Source organism: Paenibacillus sp. 1182 (assembly GCF_017833915.1).
In the GTDB taxonomy this organism is placed as follows: domain Bacteria; phylum Bacillota; class Bacilli; order Paenibacillales; family Paenibacillaceae; genus Paenibacillus; species Paenibacillus polymyxa_D.
Genome location: NZ_JAFICR010000002.1, coordinates 190,534 through 208,798 on the forward strand (window position 1 = coordinate 190,534; position 18,265 = coordinate 208,798).

The following is an 18,265-nucleotide window of genomic DNA, read 5'->3' on the forward strand; positions in this document are numbered from 1 at the left end:
GGATTCTGCAAGATCCACAATGGAAAGTGAGTACGATGATCACACTGCAATACTTATGAACGTCAAAAGCCGCTCCAGCGACATGCTGAGCGGCTTTTGGTTGTGGAATATTTGATGATCATGGCCTCTCGATGGGCTGCACGGAGTCACGATATACAATATGACCCTGCACCAGGACCCGACCAAAGCGACTGCCGGGATGGCTTATTTTTTTCATCATCGAATCAATTGCGGTACGTGCCATCTGCTCGATGTCTACTCCGACTGTGGTCAGTTGCGGAACAATAAGAGTGGCGTATACATCATTGTCAAAGCCGACCACAGAGCAGTCTTCAGGTACGCGGTATCCCAGAGCAATGAGCTTGTGCACCAGATTGTGAGCGACCTGATCGCAATTACATACAAAGGCAGTCGGCAGCGGCTGAGGAAGCTCCATTTCAACATAAGAGCCTTCGTCGTCCCGGTCACTGAGCACCCACTCGTTACGGAGAGGCAACCTGTGCTCCAGCAAGGATTTATAGTAGCCGAGGAAACGATCCTGAATACTACTGGTGGAATAGAGGTTGCCCACATATGCAATATCCCGGTGTCCCTGGGCGATCAAATAGTTGGTCAGCTCGTAGGCCCCGTAAAAATTATCCGTCACCACGGAGTCGATATCGGCATGCTCATCATAAAAATCGAGAAACATTTTGGGCAGTTCCATGGTTTGTACAAGCTCAATATATGGCTTGCTCACTTGGCCTAGGAGAATGAAGCCGTCCACCTTACGGTCGTAATAGATACGTGGGAGATTAAGCTGTTCTTCGTCTTCGCGATGGAGGATGTGAAGAATGCCGTAGTAGCCGTATGGCTCCAGTGCCCGTGAAATTTGCTGGTAGATGTGCAGATAAAACGATTGGCCAGGGCCGGTAAAACGTTCGGGAATGACAACACCAATGTTATAGGTGAGGCCCTCCTTCATGGACTTGGCAACGGTATTGAAACGATAACCCATTTCGCCCGCGAGCGTCTTAATACGCTCTTTTAGCTCCTCGCTAACCCCATCCTTGTCATTGAGCGCCTTCGACACGGTCACGCTGCTTACTCCCAGCTTATCTGCAATATCCCGCATCGTTACGTTGCTCTTCATTCCTGTTCCGCCTTCCAATTTTAAAAAGATAAGCATCTTGCCTAAATCCAAAGAATGGATGCAAAATGCTGGGGGAATATATTAGTAGCTTAGCTGCCTGTAAAGATACAAAGACTGGCAGCGTAGCTGCCCATAGAACAACAATTAGCCTGCGGGTAACAGTTGTTCTATGGATAGTATACATGGTTCCGCAAGCAGGATAAAGCCTGCGGCTTATGTCTGCTGAGAAGGACGGGAGTACGCTTTCAATAGCGCTTCATTGTGATGAATCAGATCACGGCGAACAGCGGCGCTGCTGAGAGAGCGCAGCGGGTCGGATGGTGTATTGAAGGTGTAGTCCTCCAGTCGAGCGATGGTGGTCGTCGCCACGTGGATACGGGTATCACTAGATGCGTAGTAGATAAAGACTTCATCTTGCTCGTTAACAACAGCCCCGTTGCAAAAAATAACATTCGAAACGTCGCCCACGCGTTCCTCATCATAAGGAGCTAGAAAGTGCCCGCCGGGCTTAGCAATGACGCGCGTAGGGTCTTCCAGACTGGTGGCAAAGGTATACAGCACATACCGCAGCCCGGCGGCCGTATTGCGTACCCCGTGAGCGATATGAATCCAGCCGCGGCTGGTCTTAATCGGGGCGGGACCCTGCCCGTTCTTGGCTTCGTACACCGTATGATAGCAGCGCTCATCAATGACGTTTTCGTGTTCAATTACGGGCTGTGTAATATCTTTGCACAGGCCGAAGGCGATGCCACCGCCCGAGCCGGTGGAAATAAACCCGTCCTGAGGACGAGTATAGAAGGTGTATTGACCGTCCACAAATTCAGGGTGCAGAACAACGTTGCGCTGCTGTGGGGACTGGGTAGTAATGTTGGGAAGCCGGGTCCATGTACGAAGATCACGAGTACGGACCAGTCCGGCCTGAGCGACAGCACTGGAGGTATCGTGAGGTGGCGCGTCAGGATCCTTTTTTTCAGAGCAATAAATACCGTAAATCCAGCCGTCCTCATGCTTCACCAGCCGCATATCGTACATATTTGTCTCTTCTGGGTCGATATCCTCCCATACTAGGGGGGCGTCAATGAATCGAAATTGATCAATGCCGTTATCGCTTTCTGCCAAAGCGAAAAATGATTTTCGATCCAGTCCTTCGGTACGCGAAACAAGAATGTATTTTCCTTCATGATAGATCGCCCCTGGATTCAATGCCGCATTTACACCCAGCCGCTCCATGAAAAAGGGATTAGTTTGCGCATCCAGATCGAACCGCCAGTGAAGTGGAACATGATGGCGTGTGAGCACTGGATAGAGGTAGCGCTCGTAGATACCATTGTAAAAGGTAGTTTTAACCTCATTAGGGCGTGTAATCAGTTCCTCTTGCTGCAATAGCAGCTCATCGTATTTGCTATGAATCATTGGTTTTCCATCCTTTCTAGCATTTCTATGCAAAATCGGCTGTTGTGATAAGGGCACTTCCAAGGGCCTGCAATCTCTCTCGCATCAGGCTTACCATCCGCTTGAACTGACCAGAACCATTCGCCTCCGGGGCGCGGATCTATGATATATTGCCGAGTATAGGCCCACAGATTACGCACAATTTGCAGAAATCGTTCGTCATTTGTACGTTGAAACGCATTGTAAAAGCCAACCATCCCCTCGGCCTGTACCCACCAAATACGTGAGGTGTCTACCCGCTCTCCTTCCCGCTCGTTGATGAGCGATCCGTCTGGCTGAACAGCGCGCTCTGCTACCGCATTGGCAATATCCATCACCATATCCAGGTATTCTGACGGGTAATAACCCAGCACATTCATAGCGTCCTCAATCAACCAGCTGGCTTCGATGTCGTGACCATATGAGGTCAGGTCAAGCAGAGAGCGCCATTCACGATCGAAGAATACCCCCAATCGTCGGGCAGAAGCATCGTAAACACGACGATATAAAATATCCAGTACGTTCGTCAGTGCATCTCGAACCTCTTCATTTGGCCAGACGCGCAGCAATTGGGTATACGCTTCCAAAACATGAATATGCGTATTCATGGTGATATGCGCGGTAACTCCATTTTCGCTGAGCAGCTCATTAGGCTGCGTGTTCCACAAGCGGTCATATTGCTCGCCGTATGCCTGCCGGGCGGGATTATATCCTTTTTGCTCCAGCAGGTGGAACAGCTCCATAGCTAGTGGCAATGCATTCGGGTCGTCTGTGGCACGTGCATACTCTGCTAGCGCATAGATCGCGAATGCCTGCGCGTATACATGCTTGCACGTGTCCACGGGTTGCCCGGTGTAGTCCACCATCCAATACATTCCTCCATGTAATGGATCAAGCAGGTGATCTCGCAGGAATGTGAATGCATCTCGTGCGGCTTCTGCATAGGTATCTTCCCCTGTTACACGAGCAGCCGCCGAGAAGGACCAGAGTAACCGTGCAGTGGCAATCCCGCCTTTGTCGGCTTGGTTATGAGTGTGCAGATCCACATCCACCTCGCCGTAAAACCCACCGTGTGTCTCATCCTTCAGTCCAAGCCAGAATGGGAGTATGTGTTCCTTCCATTCCTGTCTAATTTCGTCCAGTAGTGTTGCCAAGAGACAAAGCCTCCTTCGGGAAAAATATTAGGTTATCGTTAACTTTACAGAATTATCATATCTAGCTGTTTGTAAACTGTCAACCATGCTAAATTGGTGTTTTTTCATAAGGTGTGACCGATTCCACTTCACAAAAAAAGAATATTGCAATTGACATAGTAAGCGCTAACATAATAAAATGATTTTGTTACTTTAACGATAACCTTATTAAAAAACAACAGGAGGAGTCGTCTCATGAAGTTGTCCAAGGTTTTGATGTCATTACTATCCGTGGTTTTGTTAGCGGGGCTGTTTACTGGCTGTACCTCAAAGAAGGATGAGCCAGCTGCCAGCTCTGATCCGAAGGGTGTGGAAGGTGAAATTACGGTTATCACACAGCGGACTGATATTGTGGATACCGTATTTCAGGATTACGCCAAGGAATTTAACAAACTTTATCCGAACGTGAAGGTCAATTTTCAGGCATTGGCCGATTATGAGGGTCAAATTAAAATCCGTATGGGGACCAGGGATTATGGAGATGTTTTGCTGATTCCTGGCAGTATTCCAGTTGAAGAGCTGCCCAACTTTTTCGAGCCGCTGGGTACTTATGAGGAGATGAAAAACAAGTATACCGGCCTTGAAGAACGTACGGTGGATCATAACAGCTACGGTATTCCAATTGCGATGGTTTACTCTGGTGTGATTTATAACAAAAAGGTGTTCAAGGACGCAGGAATCACGCAGCTTCCCAAAACACCGGACCAATTCCTGACAGCGTTACAGCAGATTAAGGACAAAACCAAGGCAGTGCCGCTGTTTACGAACTATGCCTCTGGTTGGGCACTGACCCAGTGGGAGTCTAGTCTGGCAACATTGGCGGGTACGAAGGAATATGTGAATGTCACACAACCGAATACAGATGACAATTTCACGAAGGGCCAGCCCCACTATGAACTGTATAAGGTCCTGTACGATGCGGCTAAAAAAGGCCTGATTGAAAAAGATCCAACGACTACAGATTGGGAGACCTCCAAGGCAGATCTTGCTCAAGGCAAAATCGGTACGATGGTGCTTGGCTCTTGGGCAATTGACCAGATCAAAAGCACAGCTCCTAACAAGGATGATATCGGTTTTATGCCTTTCCCGACGAATGCCTCCAAGGTACTTGTGCCGCTGGCTGGTGACTTTAACCTCGGTATTAACGTAAACAGTGAAAATAAACCAGCGGCCCGTGCCTGGGTGGATTGGTTTACCGAAAAGTCCAACTATGCTGTAGAGCAGGCAGGCAGTATTAGTCCGCTGAAGGGTGCTCCAATGCCTAGCATTTTGAAGCAATACGAAGATCAGGGGGTCGTTTTTGAAACACTTACTTCATCTCCAAAAGGACAGGAAGGAATTGTTGATAAAATCGACAAAATGGGCGAAATTGGTTTGTGGCAGCCTGACTTCAAAAAACGCATTATTGAGGCAGCGGTCGGTAACCGCCCGGAATCGTATGATGCCATTATGAAGGATCTGAACGATGCATGGGTGAAGGCGCGTGCTGAAGTGGCTGCAAAGGAAGCAAAATAACCATCTGAACTGACGAAAAGAAAGGATCGACGTAGCAGTCGATGGACGGATAGCCAGGAGGTGCAGCATGTTAAAATTTTCGAATCTCAGCTACTCCAAACAAAGATTGGCGATTATTGTTGCCTTTTCAATTATTCCGCTAGCGCTGCTGATCACTTTTGCGTACTTGCCAGTGATCAATATGTTTAAGTACAGCTTTTCGGACTGGAATGGCTATAGTAAGCGTCTGGAATATGTGGGCTTTGAAAACTATATCAAAATCTTTACCGACCCCGAGTATTTCTCGGTGTTTAAAGTCAGTCTGTATTACTTTGTAGCCACGTTTGTACAGATGGGGCTGGCCCTTTATTTTGCAACCATTCTCAGCTTTCAAACCTGGTTTAAAAATTTCTTTAAAGGCGTTTTGTTTTTTCCTTCCCTGATGAACGGGGTGGCCATTGGTTTTATTTTTCTATTCTTTTTTAAGCCAGACGGTACCCTTGATACACTGCTTCAGGCAGTGGGGCTGGGTTCGTATGTCAAGCTGTGGCTGGGCAACCCGGAGATTATCAATATTTCGCTGGCTGGCACGTCGATCTGGAGATACATGGGCTTTAACTTTATCGTGTTTCTCGGTGCGATTTCCTCCATATCCAGTGATCTGTATGAGGCGTCTGATATAGACGGGGCTAACCGTTGGCATCAATTCCGCTCTATTATTTTGCCGAGTATCAAGCGGATTTTGCAATTGAATCTCATCTTGGCGATTAGCGGGGCGATCAGTGCGTTCGACATCCCGTATATTATGACCGGTGGCTCCAATGGTAGCGAAACATTCGTCATTCAGACGCTTGATGTGGCATTCAAATACAGCAAGGTCGGTTTGGCCTCGGCGATGGCGGTTGTTCTGCTGCTGATCGTAATCGCTGTTACGCTGCTTCAACGGTTGCTAATTCGGGGAGAGGAGGACTAATCATGTATAAGCTGAAAAGAATACTGGCTAGCAGCATCAAGTATGCGGCGCTACTACTAGGTGCGTTCATTGCACTGCTGCCGATTGTCGTAATTTTGTTTGCATCTTTGAAGACGAAGACTGAATATGCGGCAACCAGTCCTCTGACTCCCCCTGTGAACTGGCTGAATTGGGCTAACTATACCAAAGCCTTTATTAACGGAAATATGCTGACCGGATTTGTGAACACAGCTTTTATCCTGTTGATTTCGATCATCGGAGCCACGTTGACCGGTTCCATGATTGCGTACATTTTGAACCGTTTTAAATTTAAGGGCAAAAGTCTTATGCTAGGTGCGTTCCTGCTCGCGACCCTCATTCCGGGGGTAACGACACAGGTATCAACATTTCAAATTATCAACAAGCTGGAGCTGTTTAACACGCCTTGGGCGGCGATCTTGCTGTATTTGGGAACGGATATTATTGCGGTGTATATTTTTCTGCAATTTCTGGATTCCATTGCGGTGGCGCTGGATGAATCGGCCATGCTGGATGGGGCCTCCTATCTGACGATCTACTGGCGGATTATCTTGCCCCTGCTGAAGCCTGCCATTGTGACGGTGATCATTATCAAGGGCGTTAATATTTACAACGACTTTTACACCCCGTTCCTGTATATGCCCAAAACAAGCCTTCAGGTCATATCGACGGCGCTGTTCAAGTTTAAAGGACCCTATGGATCACAATGGGAAGTCATTAGCGCGGGCATTATCATTGCCATTATTCCGACGTTGATTGCCTTTTTATCCTTACAAAAATATATCTATAACGGATTCGCTCAGGGTTCGGTGAAATAGAATAACGACGAAATAAAAAAAGATGAGATCAAATATCTCGGTGAGAGGAGAATATACGTATGAATAAATTGAATGTGGATTTGGGAGTAAATAGCATGCGAATTTTGGGAGAGAGTCTGCCGAAAATGCCGTGGCAGGATAAGCCTGAGGGCAGTGAGGCTCCGGTATGGAGACATACTGAGAATCCGGTCATTGGGCGGAATCCGGTGCCGGGCATTGCCCGTATTTTCAACAGTGCAGTAGCTCCGTATGAGGGACGGTTTGTAGGGGTATTCCGGGCTGAAACAATTAACGGACGTCCGCATTTGCATCTAGGCTGGAGTGACGACGGGTTGGCTTGGGACATTGAGACAGAACGGTTGCATTTGGTTGATGAGGAAGGGAACGATTACCAACCTAATTATGCTTACGATCCGCGTCTGGTCCGCGTGGAGGATACGTATTATATCATCTGGTGTACAGATTTTTACGGTGCAGCGTTGGGGATAGCCCAAACAAAGGATTTTAAAAGTTTTGTACGATTGGAAAATCCATTCTTGCCGTTTAATCGTAATGGTGTGCTGTTGCCCCGCAAGCTAAACGGAAACTTTATGTTGCTATCCCGTCCGAGTGACAGTGGACATACACCGTTTGGCGACATTTTTCTGAGTGAAAGTCCTGACTTGGTCTATTGGGGCAAGCACCGTCATGTCATGAGTAAGGGCGGACAGGGCTGGTGGCAATCGGTAAAAATTGGCGGCGGACCGGCACCGATTGAGACGACCGAGGGCTGGCTGATGTTTTACCACGGGGTGACAGGCACGTGCAATGGGCTAGTATACAGCATGGGGGTTGCCGTTCTTGATCTGGATGATCCATCTAAGGTTAAATATCGTTCCTCCAACTTCGTGCTGACCCCGGAGGAATGGTACGAGGAGCGGGGCTTTGTGCCGAATGTGGTGTTCCCGTGTGCTACGCTGCATGACGCGGACACCGGGCGGATTGCGATTTATTATGGAGCTGCTGACACGTATGTAGGTATCGCATACACGACAGTGTCCGACATTATGAGGTATGTCATCGCAACGGATGAAGTGGTCGGAGACGACCGTGAGTCGGGCCGGATGTAGCATGTAGGAGGGAACGTGAATGCCGGAGGATATGTCTTTACAGCAATTGCAGTCGTACATGGGGAGCAGCCCAAAGCCACCGGATTTTGACGCATACTGGGAACGGGCGCTACTGGAGCTGGAGCAGCAGCCACTGAAATATACACTGGAGCCTGCTGATTTTGTCTCTCCGCTGGTGGAGTGTTACCATCTATATTTTACCGGAGTGGGTGGAGCAAAGATTCATGGGAAGCTGGCTCGTCCCAAGCATCTTACGGAACAAGGTCCAGCTTTGGCCATGTTTCATGGATATTCCTGCGACAGTGGTGATTGGTTCGACAAGGTAAGCTACGCGGCACACGGATTCACCGTGCTGGCTATGGATTGCCGGGGGCAAGGAGGGCTGTCCGAGGACAATTTGCAGGTTCAAGGAACGACGGTGCGCGGCCATATCATCCGAGGGATTGACGACCCGGACCCGGATCGGTTGTATTACCGCAATGTATTTTTGGATACGGTACAGGCGGTGCGCATTCTGATGTCTATGGAGCAGGTCGACCCTGAACGGATCGGTGCATTTGGCTGTTCCCAGGGAGGGGCCTTAACGGTTGCCTGCGCTGCATTGGAGCCGCGTGTCCGTGTGGCGGTCCCGGTATATCCGTTCCTGTCGGACTATAAAAGAGCTTGGGCGCTGGATGCTACTACATCTGCATATGAAGAACTGGTTTATTATTTTCGTTGGTTTGATCCGAACCATCTGCGCGAGGAGGAACTATTTCACCGACTAGGCTACATCGATATTCAACATTTGGCAGACCGTATTCGTAGTCGTGTGTTGTTTGTGACAGGGCTGTCGGATATCATTTGTCCACCCTCCACGCAGTTTGCGGTGTACAATAAAATCGTATCAGACAAGGAAATACTCCTGTATCACGAATACGGTCATGAGTATCTACCTTATCTGTCGGATCGTGCCATGATTGAATTTTTGCGGCTGTAGGGGGTTGAACTTAGCCACAGGCTCCTTTATAGTAATAGCTATAACCTTCGTGAATGCGTAATAAATGAATGCCCCATTTGTATAACCTCAATAATATGGTTTGAGGGTCTCTACCAGGAACCGATAAATCCTGATTACAAAAAGTGTACGTCTTGTACATTTCTTGTGGTCAGGATTTTTTTGCGTAATACGAGGGAATTTACATGACAGCAAAGGAGCTAATGTAATGAACTTCAAAGTAGTTATTTTAACGATTGCGACCTTTACGGTGGGGTTGGTGGAGCTGATTATCGGTGGCGTGCTGCCCCAAATTGCACAGGATTTGAATGTCTCCGTAAGCACGGCAGGACAGCTTATCATGATCTATGCGCTCGTGTACGCTATTGCTGGGCCAACTTTGTTGGCGTTGACCGCCAAAATCGAACGAAAACGACTGTACCTGTGGTCGATGTTTATCTTTATTCTGGGAAGTCTGCTGGCCTTCTGGAGTCCGAATTATGCAGTCTTGTTTGTATCCCGTATCATTACCGCTGCAAGCGGGTCGCTGATCGTGACATTGTCACTGACCATTGCAGTCAAAGTGGTGTCCAAGGCTTATCAGGCCCGTGTCCTCGGTGTCATCTCCATGGGGGTTAGCTCCTCCATCGTGCTTGGTATTCCAGCCGGGGTGCTGATTGGAAATGCGTTTGGCTGGCGGGTGCTTTTCCTGATTATTGCCTTGTTGACGGTCGTTGCTATGATCGTTATCAACTTGTTTATGGAACGGATTCCGACGGAACATGTTGTGCCTATGCGAGATCAATTGAAATCCTTAAAAAATGTTAAAGTCATCAGTGCTCATCTGGTGACCACGCTGACACTGGCGGGCCACTACACGCTATATGCGTATTTCACTCCGTTTTTAGAAAATATGATGGGTTTAAATGCTTCGTGGGTTAGTGTGGCCTATTTTGTCTTTGGGCTGGCGGCAGTGAGCGGTGGTTTTATTGGCGGTTCTTTGGCAGATCGGTTCGGGACAGCGAAAAGTATTCTAGTCGTCGTAGGCGTGTTTATCGCCGTGATGTTCCTGCTGCCACTCTCAATCCACTCGGTTTATGTATTTGCGCCATTATTGATCATCTGGGGCATACTGAGTTGGGCCTTGTCGCCCCCGATGCAAAGCTATCTTATTGAAAATGCGCCCGAATCGGGTAGTATTCAGCAAAGCTTTAATTTCTCCGCACTCCAGGTCGGGATCGCTCTGGGTTCTGCCCTGGGAGGCGTAGTAATTGAGAATAGTGAATCTGTTGCCACGAACGCTTGGGTGGGTGGGGCATTTGTGATTGTTGCTTTTGTCTGCGGCGTATTTTCGATTACCAGAGTCGGGACATCGCAGGCTGTCAGAGGGCACCACTCTGTTTCATAGTTCGCTGAACCATCGCCCTCTTTTATAATACGAGCAAACATGATATACTACACACAATTATGAAGAAGGAGGTGAGGTAGGTGAATCACGAGATGCTGAACAACCGTATTAGCCAGCTGCCGATTGCTATGGCTGGCATTGTTCATGCTTTTCCATACAACGGGAGAAGTCTGTCCAATTTTAATCATATGGTTGTAAACATCGCGAGAAGACGCCTACCTTAACTCGAACGGATTGCTGTATCTTCCGAAGAGTCGCGGGGTTGCTCCTGCGGCTCTTTTTGTGTTACCCGGGTAAGGGTCTTCCTAAATAAAGGAGAGCCTGAACATGTATATAGTTAACGGTCAACAATTGAAAAAATACCACGCTGCCAATCTGATTTTGGATGGTGCATCGTTTGAAATCCATATGGGAGAAAAGGTGGGACTCATCGGCCGCAACGGAAGCGGTAAAACCACCCTATTACGCCTGATCGCACGTTTGTCCCGCCCGGATGAAGGGCAGCTCGTCATCGCCAAGGATGCGAAAATCGGCTATTTACCGCAAATTCCGGCGGAGTTTGAGAGCTTCACCGTGTACGAAACGCTGGCTTACGCCTATCGTGAGCTGAAGGATTGCCGCAATCAGATGAGCACACTGGAACGGGAAATGTCAGATCCGATTGTGGTAGCGGATACGGGTCTTCTGGAGAAGCTGCTGCAATCGTATGCTTCCCTACAGGAACGGTTTGAGCGCAACGGCGGCTATGAAATGGATGCAAATATTGATCAGGTAGCGGATGGTCTGCGTATTCCCAAAGGAATGTATACGCGCAGCTTCGGCTCGCTGTCTGGTGGAGAGAAAACAAAAATAGCGCTGGCATCACAGCTCATCGGACGACCGGATTTGCTGCTGCTGGATGAGCCGACCAACCATCTGGATTTGAAAGGGCTGGAATGGCTGGAGCAATTTTTGCAGGGCTACACAGGCGCGTGTGTGGTTGTATCTCATGATCGTTATTTTCTGGATCGGGTTGCCGTTAAAATGATTGAGCTTGAGGATGGCGAGGCGTTTACGTATTATACGAACTACAGCGGTTACGTTAAGGAAAAGGAAGAACGATTGCTACTGCAATTTGAAGATTATAAGGAACAGCAAAAGCGAATCAAAAAGATGAAAGAGGCCATTCGGCGTTTTGAAGAGTGGGGTCGCAACGGCGATAACGAAAAGTTTTTCAAAAAAGCAGCCTCCATTCGTAAAGCACTGGAGCGTATGGAGCTGGTGAAACGACCTGTACTGGACCCACAGGGGGCAGAATTTCACTTAAAGCTGGAGGATCGTTCCGGTCGCCGAGTGCTACAGTTTGAAGATATTGTTAAAGCTTATGGAGAGCGTCAGATATTAAGCGGGGCAACGGGCAGCCTGGAATTCGGTGAAAAGGTAGCCTTGTTGGGCGATAACGGCGCAGGTAAAACGACGCTGCTCAAGCTGTTGCTTGGTCAGGAAAGCGTAGATGCAGGCACGGTCCAGTGGGGTACGCGCGTAGAGTACGGATATTTGGCGCAGCAAGAGAGAGAACGGAATAGCCGGGCGACTGTGCTTGCTTACTTCAAGGAAGAAGCAGGGGTGGAAGAAGGCGAGGCACGCGGATTGCTAGCGAAGTATTTATTTTACGGTGCCGATGTGTTTAAACCCGTGAGCATGCTGTCCGGTGGCGAATGGTCCCGCTTGCGGCTGGCGTTGCTGGTCATGAAAAAGCCAAATTTGTTGGTGCTGGATGAGCCGACGAACCACCTGGACATTGACTCACGCGAGGCGTTGGAGGAAGCGCTGGACACCTACACGGGAACGGTGCTGGCGATTTCGCATGACCGCTACTTTGTGAACAAGCTGGTAGGGCGCGTGTGGGAGCTGGAGGCTGGAAAACTGACCTTTTATCTAGGCAGCTTTGATGAGTACCGAGCGAAGAAGCGTGAGCTGGAGAACGCTCGTTTACAGAGCGACGAGGATACCGGGACACGCCCGACATCTGCAAGCAGAGCCGCATCGGGTGGCAGCTCAGGCTCGGGCACAGCTGCACATTCTAGCGCAGCGAGCAATGGCGCGGGGACGGCTGCGCGGGCAGGAGCGACCAGCGGAGCCGATGCGAGCCGTGCTCGCTCCGGGTCGGCTGGTCGCTTGGGGGCACCCGATGCCCGGGGTGGGGCACGCGGAGCGAAGGCCGCGAAGCCAACCCGCTCGCCCGCTGTGTCCAGCGAGCGCTTGGAGCGAGCGATTGCCGCCAAAGAAGCAGAATTGGCGGCGACAGATGCCGAGCTGGAGCTGCTCGGCACAAGCGACGACACGATCCACATGGTGGAGCTGTGGGACGCGCGTGAGCGACTGCAAGCTGAGCTGGACATGTTGCTCGGCGAGTGGGTTGAGCTGGAGTAGGTGATAGGCTGGTTGCTGAAGATAGGCAACGTATATTTTATAAAGGGATAGCCCTGAGGTAGCGCGTCTGCTGAGGGGCTATTTTTATATGGTAAAGACTAATGAGAGCGTGGGAACGGAATAACCATATATTAAAATAAATTGGTGTTAATTATTTTTTTATTATGTATGTTTACATATAAAGTAATAGATTTACATTTTGAAACATGTGATATTGTTTTATTTGTAAGAAGGAAATAATCACTGTTAGATAAATTTTTATAATGTCAACTAAGATCATACATAAGATTTTCCGCATTGTCATATATGGATATTCCTTGAGTAACGATCTGGTCAGGGTGTGGTTCTAAAACTTATTTGATCTGGATATTCAAGTGAATGAAATTTAAGGCTCATTTGAGCTTCAAGACCGCGACCGAGCGAGTACTCGGTATGAAATGATTTCGTCCATCAAGAAAGGATCCATCTACAATAGGTATTTATAATCCCTTACTAAACTTGCTTGTTGCCAGGTTGTAAAGCGGACTTCGCTATATCTTACTCCCAAAGTCGTTTTCGTGTACTTTTAGGACACGCATCAAAGTTGGATCAAGGCCTTTTATGCATCTTGAATATTGAAGTATATCTTCCAATCTTGAATTCATAAAAAATCAGTTACTAAATATGTTTTAAATAATACATAATTTAACTATACATATAATTATGTATTAGTATATATATTTCTTTTTACTCGATACAAGGAGTTTTGATTAGTCATTTGCAGGATTTTTTTCGGCATAATGCCTGAATAAAGTGTCTAACCATATAAAGAAGATGTCATATGAGGATGTTTCAATAGGTGACGATCTGTTGAGATATCTTTCATATAAATTAGCTTCCTAGATTACACAAAATTATTGTATTTATTATTAAAGATGAATATCGAGAGGAGTTTGGAAAAAATGGAAAATAATATTTTTGATTTGGATGTACAAATTAACAAGTCTAAAGGTTCAGTAGAACCTCAAGTAACAAGTTTGGCGTGGCAATGCACCGGAATGTGCGGCGGAACAGCCAACACTTGTGCTGAAACAGCAGGTGTAAAATGTTTTTCTAATATTGGAGCATTGTGTTGAACAGTGTAACCATGGAATTTGAACTCGAATCCTAATCGAATTAGGGTGAAAAATGGAAGGAAGGGGTCTTTTTAGTCCCATCCTTCCCCTCAATTATGATAGATTTGGAGGGAGAGAAAGAATGTCTAATGTTGTTATGGAGGTTCAGCAAATCACTAAAGTGATTGGGAAGCGTCAAGTAATTCACGATTCTTCCTTTCAGCTTGACAAAGGAAAGATATATGGTTTTATTGGTCCGAATGGAGTAGGGAAAACGACGTTGATGCGCATGATGACAGGGTTGATGCATCCTACAAGCGGGCATGAATGCTAGAGAAGTACAACATCTTTCCGCCAAACGGTAAATAGGTGATGTCCGTAACGAGCTTTTGCAGGGGCGCCTCTGCAAGGAATTGCCGCTTCAGCAGATTTTCTGCTGGATAAGCAGCCTGCAGGCTGCCCAGTGACCTTTCGTTTCTTCATTCTCACGCGGCACTGTAGCCCCTCACGCTGCATCATCCGCTGAACTCGTTTGTGATTCATTCTTTGCTCTGCCCGAAGGAGTGCGGTGATTTTCCGGTAACCATACCGAAACTTATGATGGATGCAAAGCTCTCGGATTTTCTCCACCGTAGCATCTGTGCGCTTTGTCTCCATAGTTGCTTTCCAGCGGTAGTAGGTCGCTCTTGCGATCCCGAGCCATGTACAAGCCTCAGACACCGTCACTTCGTCTCGAATGGATTCGATCCAGGCCACGGCGACTTCTGGTTCCACCTCTTTTCCAGTTCCTTGTACTTTTTTAGCAGGTCCAATTGCTGCTTCAGGAATCGATTCTCCGCTTTTACTTTTTCAAGCTCCGAAGAGTGTTCCGGACCTTTTCTGTAGCTGTATTGTTTACCTACAGGCTGCTCCAGACGATGCACTTCGCCTTTCGATACCACCTCATCCATGTTTCTAGCTGTGTCTTATTCCGTATTCCCAGTTGCTCCATAACCTCTCTTACCGGAACTCTTGCCAATCTCATTTCAATCGCTTTCATCTTTATTTCTAAGGGATAACTCACTCTCGTTGCCAACGTAAAAACACCTCCAAGGTTATCTCCATATCTTACGACATGGCTTGATTCTCTTGAAGGTATTTTGATGTGTCTCACGTTATGGGGTCAGTCCCCTTTTTTGTATGGTAAAGAGAATGAGAGAGTGGAAATAGAATAACCATATATTAAAATAAATTGGTATTAATGATTTTTTATTATGTATGTTTACATATAAAGTAATAGATTTACATTTTGCAACATATGATATTCTTTTATTTGTAAGGAAGATATAAATTATTATTAGATGAAGTGTTTGTTATCAACAAAGATCATACATACGGTTGTCTACGTGATATATGGCAATATTTCGAGTAGGTGACGATCTGGTCGGGGTGTTGTTCATATAAAATCCTTCTCTTCTATTGCGAGAAGGAAGGCTTTGGCGGGGTAAACATGAACCTCGCTGAAGGCTGATGGTATATCTAAATGAAAGGGGGGGAATGCAATGGCTGAAAACTTATTTGATCTGGACGTTCAAGTAAACAAATCTCAAGGTTCTGTAGAGCCTAAAATTAGAAGTATTTGGAATTGCTCTAGCGGCTGTGGTGGCGGTAATACATCCCAAACTTGTGTTGAGACATGTTCACCTTGCTTCAGTAATTTAGGAACACTTTGTTAATAAATTTTAGTTGTTTTGCAACTTGCAAAACCTTTATATTGGATAACTATTTAATTTAGCAAAGGAGGAGGGACCTTGAAGTCCCTTCTTCTTCTTTGAGAAAACCTTTGGTTTCCTGGTTGTGAATATCAGAGGCATCCTTATATTTGGATTTAGTAATGGAGGGAAAGTGTAATGTCGGATGTCTTATTGAAAGTTGAAAAAGTATCCAAAAAAATGGGGAAACGGACTTTATTAAGTGACATTTCCTTCAAGCTTGAAAAGGGGAAAATATATGGTTTCATTGGACCGAATGGAGCCGGGAAAACAACAATGATGCGGATCATGACGGGATTAATGCATTCAACCAGTGGCTCTGTAAGAATAGCTTCATATGACGTACAGGCGGATCGGGAAAAGGCGCTCTCCAAAGTAGGCGCTATCATTGAGTCCCCAGTCTTTTTTGATTATATGACGGGTAAACAGGTGCTGCGTAATTTGTCTCGGTTACATCCGAATATTAAATCTTCCGATCGGGAAAAGCATATAGAGGAATTGTTAGAAAGAGTAGGCCTGGATTTGCGTGGAGACGACAGGGTGAAAACTTATTCTTTGGGCATGAAGCAACGCTTGGGCATTGCCCAATCTATGCTGGGTAACCCGGAGCTACTGCTGCTCGATGAGCCTTCCAATGGTCTCGATCCTATGGGAATGAGGGAGTTGAGAGATATTATCCTTCGTTTGCGAAATTCAAAAAATTATGCATTTTTTATCTCCAGCCATCTGCTGGATGAGTTGCAGCAAATGTGTGACGAATTAATTGTGATTAAAGAAGGAACGCTAGTTTGGAAGGGACCCGCAGATCAATTGGTTGAGGAAGGTCAACGGCTGGAGGATGCTTTTATGGAGCTAATGGGATTATGAAGACACTCATTTACAGTGAGTTCGAGAGATTGTATAGCAGAAAATGGTTCTGGCTTCTGATTTTATGTACCCCTGTACTTGCTTATTCCACAGCCAGTTATTTTTTGTATCTCAAGACTTCGGTAGAAGTGTTGTCCAAAGTCTTTGTCATTATAGGCCTGCAAGAAAATTTGTTTTTAATATGCAATATTGCTGTAGCTGCATTAGTAGCGACTCTATATACGGAGCAATTCCGGGGTGGACAGTTGCGTCTAATCTTCATGCGGCGTTTTACTCGGGGACAGATTTTCTGGAGCAAGCTATTGGTTTTACAGGTCTCTGTTCTATTACTCTTACTTATATTGGGTCTGTCTCTTTGGGGTGTCGGAGTATGGCGATTTCCCTATTCTGAAGGCGAAACAAGGCAATATGGAGAGCTTATAATGTATGTATTTCAATATTATGCAAAGGCTTTTGTCTCACTTATGGCTATTGGCTGTCTGTATTCCTACATTGCCATGTGTAGCAAGAGTGTAACCCATGCAATTGGTATTTGTACGACCTATAATCTGTTCTCCTTGCTGTTCGATGGCTTATACCTTAAATTAGCATCTCTATTTTCTCATATTCCCTACATACATGATCTTATAGTCTTTTTATTTATTCCTTATATGCAGTATAGAGGATTGAAGACATCCTTATCCGGAAACCTGTCTGCAAATGGGGCGATTGCCACCGTTGTTATTTTATATCTAATCCTTTTTACATGGGGAGCATATCGTCGTTTTACCAAGGATGATTATTTGTATTAGGAGGATTTTTCTTATGCTAGGAATTTGGCGAAGTGAAATGGAACGAATATGGAATCGAAGATCTACTCTTTTATTATATACAATTTTTCTATTGATGGTTATTGCGAATATTGTCAGTCTTAAAATTAATGGAACAATGAAATTCCGCTTTGGCGAAGGGATTGCCACTGTTAATAATCTGAACTTGCCGTGGCTTATGATGAGTGAAATTTCCCTATTTCTGATCCTGGCATTGTTGCCTATTTTGTATGTGGATCAGTTAAGCGGGGATATTCACTCCGGGGCGTATCGTTTATATGTACTGCGTCCATACCGTCGCTTTCAATTTTGGCTTGGGAAACTGTTCGCATTATCGGTCACGACGATCGTTTTTACGGGTACAGCCTTGCTCATAGGCATACTGGCTGGTTGGACTATTTTTCCCCGTAGCTTAACCTTTTTTAAATACGGCTCAGCAGAGGCTTCCACCTCATTAGATGCTATGTCATATACACTTGTGTTTTATTTGGTATTAACGTTGGTTTGCCTGGCAAAGCTCATGCTAAGTAGTGCAGTGTGTTTGTTCATATCCAGACCTTTATTCTCGTTTATTTCTATTTTATTTATATCTATGTTTATCTACCCATTTTACAAGCCACTTGTGATGTTAATAGATCCTTTCCAGCAAATTATGCTTGCTTTAAGAGTGGATGGTTCCACCAGATTCTGGATGTGTCTAATCGTGATTATATTGATTTGTTCGACTATTAGCTTTGTTCGTTGGCAAAAGAAAACAATTTAAACGTTTGGCTTAGAACG

The 18,265-nt window shown here is 46.4% G+C and carries 19 protein-coding genes and 1 riboswitch; of the genes, 14 read left to right on the top strand and 5 right to left on the bottom strand.

Translation table 11 applies throughout. The annotated features are described in order from the left end of the window. Positions 1-118: 118 nt before the first annotated feature. The 3 genes from JOD82_RS03880 to JOD82_RS03890 all read right to left on the bottom strand — a co-directional run bounded on the left by JOD82_RS03880 (position 119) and on the right by JOD82_RS03890 (position 3,717). Positions 119-1,132 (bottom strand): substrate-binding domain-containing protein, encoded by a 1,014-nt coding sequence (locus tag JOD82_RS03880; RefSeq protein WP_029518692.1) that lies wholly within the window; start codon positions 1,130-1,132, stop codon positions 119-121. Between the two features lie 213 nt (positions 1,133-1,345). Then, positions 1,346-2,545, bottom strand: a complete 1,200-nt coding sequence (locus JOD82_RS03885) for a glycoside hydrolase family 130 protein (protein WP_209947666.1) — start codon at positions 2,543-2,545, stop codon at positions 1,346-1,348. Further along, positions 2,542-3,717, bottom strand: a complete 1,176-nt coding sequence (locus JOD82_RS03890) for an AGE family epimerase/isomerase (protein ID WP_209947667.1) — start codon at positions 3,715-3,717, stop codon at positions 2,542-2,544. Before JOD82_RS03890 ends, JOD82_RS03885 begins: the two co-directional genes overlap by 4 nt. 234 nt (positions 3,718-3,951) lie before the next feature. On the opposite strand from JOD82_RS03890, the gene JOD82_RS03895 reads away from it, so the two are divergent. The 10 genes from JOD82_RS03895 (at position 3,952) to JOD82_RS03940 (ending at position 14,392) form a co-directional block, all read left to right on the top strand. Next, positions 3,952-5,271: an ABC transporter substrate-binding protein gene (locus tag JOD82_RS03895; RefSeq protein ID WP_209947669.1), complete on the top strand. Its 1,320-nt coding sequence runs from the start codon at positions 3,952-3,954 to the stop codon at positions 5,269-5,271. A 67-nt stretch (positions 5,272-5,338) separates the two neighbouring features. Continuing rightward, entirely contained in the window at positions 5,339-6,223 is an 885-nt protein-coding gene (locus JOD82_RS03900) for a carbohydrate ABC transporter permease (protein ID WP_209947671.1), read from the top strand. Between the two features lie 2 nt (positions 6,224-6,225). Next, the gene (locus tag JOD82_RS03905) at positions 6,226-7,059 is read left to right on the top strand and encodes a carbohydrate ABC transporter permease (RefSeq protein WP_023990883.1); all 834 of its coding nucleotides are present in this window, start codon (positions 6,226-6,228) and stop codon (positions 7,057-7,059) included. Positions 7,060-7,118: 59 nt separating this feature from the next. Further along, on the top strand, positions 7,119-8,168 hold the full coding sequence (locus tag JOD82_RS03910) for a glycoside hydrolase family 130 protein (RefSeq protein WP_209947673.1): 1,050 nt from the start codon (positions 7,119-7,121) through the stop codon (positions 8,166-8,168). Between the two features lie 19 nt (positions 8,169-8,187). Then, positions 8,188-9,147, top strand: coding sequence for an acetylxylan esterase (locus JOD82_RS03915; protein ID WP_209947675.1), 960 nt, complete (start codon positions 8,188-8,190; stop codon positions 9,145-9,147). A gap of 57 nt (positions 9,148-9,204) precedes the next feature. After that, positions 9,205-9,304, top strand: a riboswitch (purine riboswitch). A 69-nt stretch (positions 9,305-9,373) separates the two neighbouring features. Then, positions 9,374-10,552, top strand: a complete 1,179-nt coding sequence (locus JOD82_RS03920; protein WP_209947677.1) for an MFS transporter — start codon at positions 9,374-9,376, stop codon at positions 10,550-10,552. Between the two features lie 80 nt (positions 10,553-10,632). After that, a complete protein-coding gene (locus JOD82_RS03925; RefSeq protein WP_165145821.1) occupies positions 10,633-10,776 on the top strand; it encodes an RAxF-45 family protein in 144 nt (47 codons plus the stop codon). 103 nt (positions 10,777-10,879) lie between these two features. Further along, a complete protein-coding gene (abc-f, locus tag JOD82_RS03930) occupies positions 10,880-12,964 on the top strand; it encodes a ribosomal protection-like ABC-F family protein (RefSeq protein WP_209947679.1) in 2,085 nt (694 codons plus the stop codon). Positions 12,965-13,905: 941 nt separating this feature from the next. After that, the gene (locus JOD82_RS03935) at positions 13,906-14,079 is read left to right on the top strand and encodes an FDLD family class I lanthipeptide (protein WP_155271705.1); all 174 of its coding nucleotides are present in this window, start codon (positions 13,906-13,908) and stop codon (positions 14,077-14,079) included. A 121-nt stretch (positions 14,080-14,200) separates the two neighbouring features. After that, positions 14,201-14,392: an ATP-binding cassette domain-containing protein gene (locus JOD82_RS03940; RefSeq protein ID WP_029518683.1), complete on the top strand. Its 192-nt coding sequence runs from the start codon at positions 14,201-14,203 to the stop codon at positions 14,390-14,392. Here JOD82_RS03940 and JOD82_RS03945 read toward each other — a convergent pair. Then, on the bottom strand, positions 14,389-14,832 hold the full coding sequence (locus JOD82_RS03945; protein ID WP_141695474.1) for an IS3 family transposase: 444 nt from the start codon (positions 14,830-14,832) through the stop codon (positions 14,389-14,391). The genes JOD82_RS03940 and JOD82_RS03945 overlap by 4 nt on opposite strands. After that, on the bottom strand, positions 14,781-15,008 hold the full coding sequence (locus JOD82_RS03950) for a hypothetical protein (RefSeq protein WP_141695473.1): 228 nt from the start codon (positions 15,006-15,008) through the stop codon (positions 14,781-14,783). Before JOD82_RS03950 ends, JOD82_RS03945 begins: the two co-directional genes overlap by 52 nt. A 591-nt stretch (positions 15,009-15,599) precedes the next feature. Here JOD82_RS03950 and JOD82_RS03955 point away from each other — a divergent pair. From JOD82_RS03955 to JOD82_RS03970, 4 genes are all read left to right on the top strand, one after another. Then, entirely contained in the window at positions 15,600-15,773 is a 174-nt protein-coding gene (locus JOD82_RS03955; RefSeq protein WP_193373363.1) for an FDLD family class I lanthipeptide, read from the top strand. 174 nt (positions 15,774-15,947) lie between these two features. Further along, positions 15,948-16,676 carry an ABC transporter ATP-binding protein gene (locus tag JOD82_RS03960; RefSeq protein WP_069010995.1) on the top strand — a complete coding sequence of 243 codons (729 nt, stop codon included), beginning with the start codon at positions 15,948-15,950 and terminating at the stop codon, positions 16,674-16,676. Continuing rightward, positions 16,673-17,467 (top strand): ABC transporter permease, encoded by a 795-nt coding sequence (locus JOD82_RS03965; protein WP_029518679.1) that lies wholly within the window; start codon positions 16,673-16,675, stop codon positions 17,465-17,467. Before JOD82_RS03960 ends, JOD82_RS03965 begins: the two co-directional genes overlap by 4 nt. A 13-nt stretch (positions 17,468-17,480) precedes the next feature. After that, positions 17,481-18,248, top strand: coding sequence for an ABC transporter permease (locus JOD82_RS03970; protein WP_029518678.1), 768 nt, complete (start codon positions 17,481-17,483; stop codon positions 18,246-18,248). The last annotated feature ends 17 nt before the right edge of the window (positions 18,249-18,265 follow it).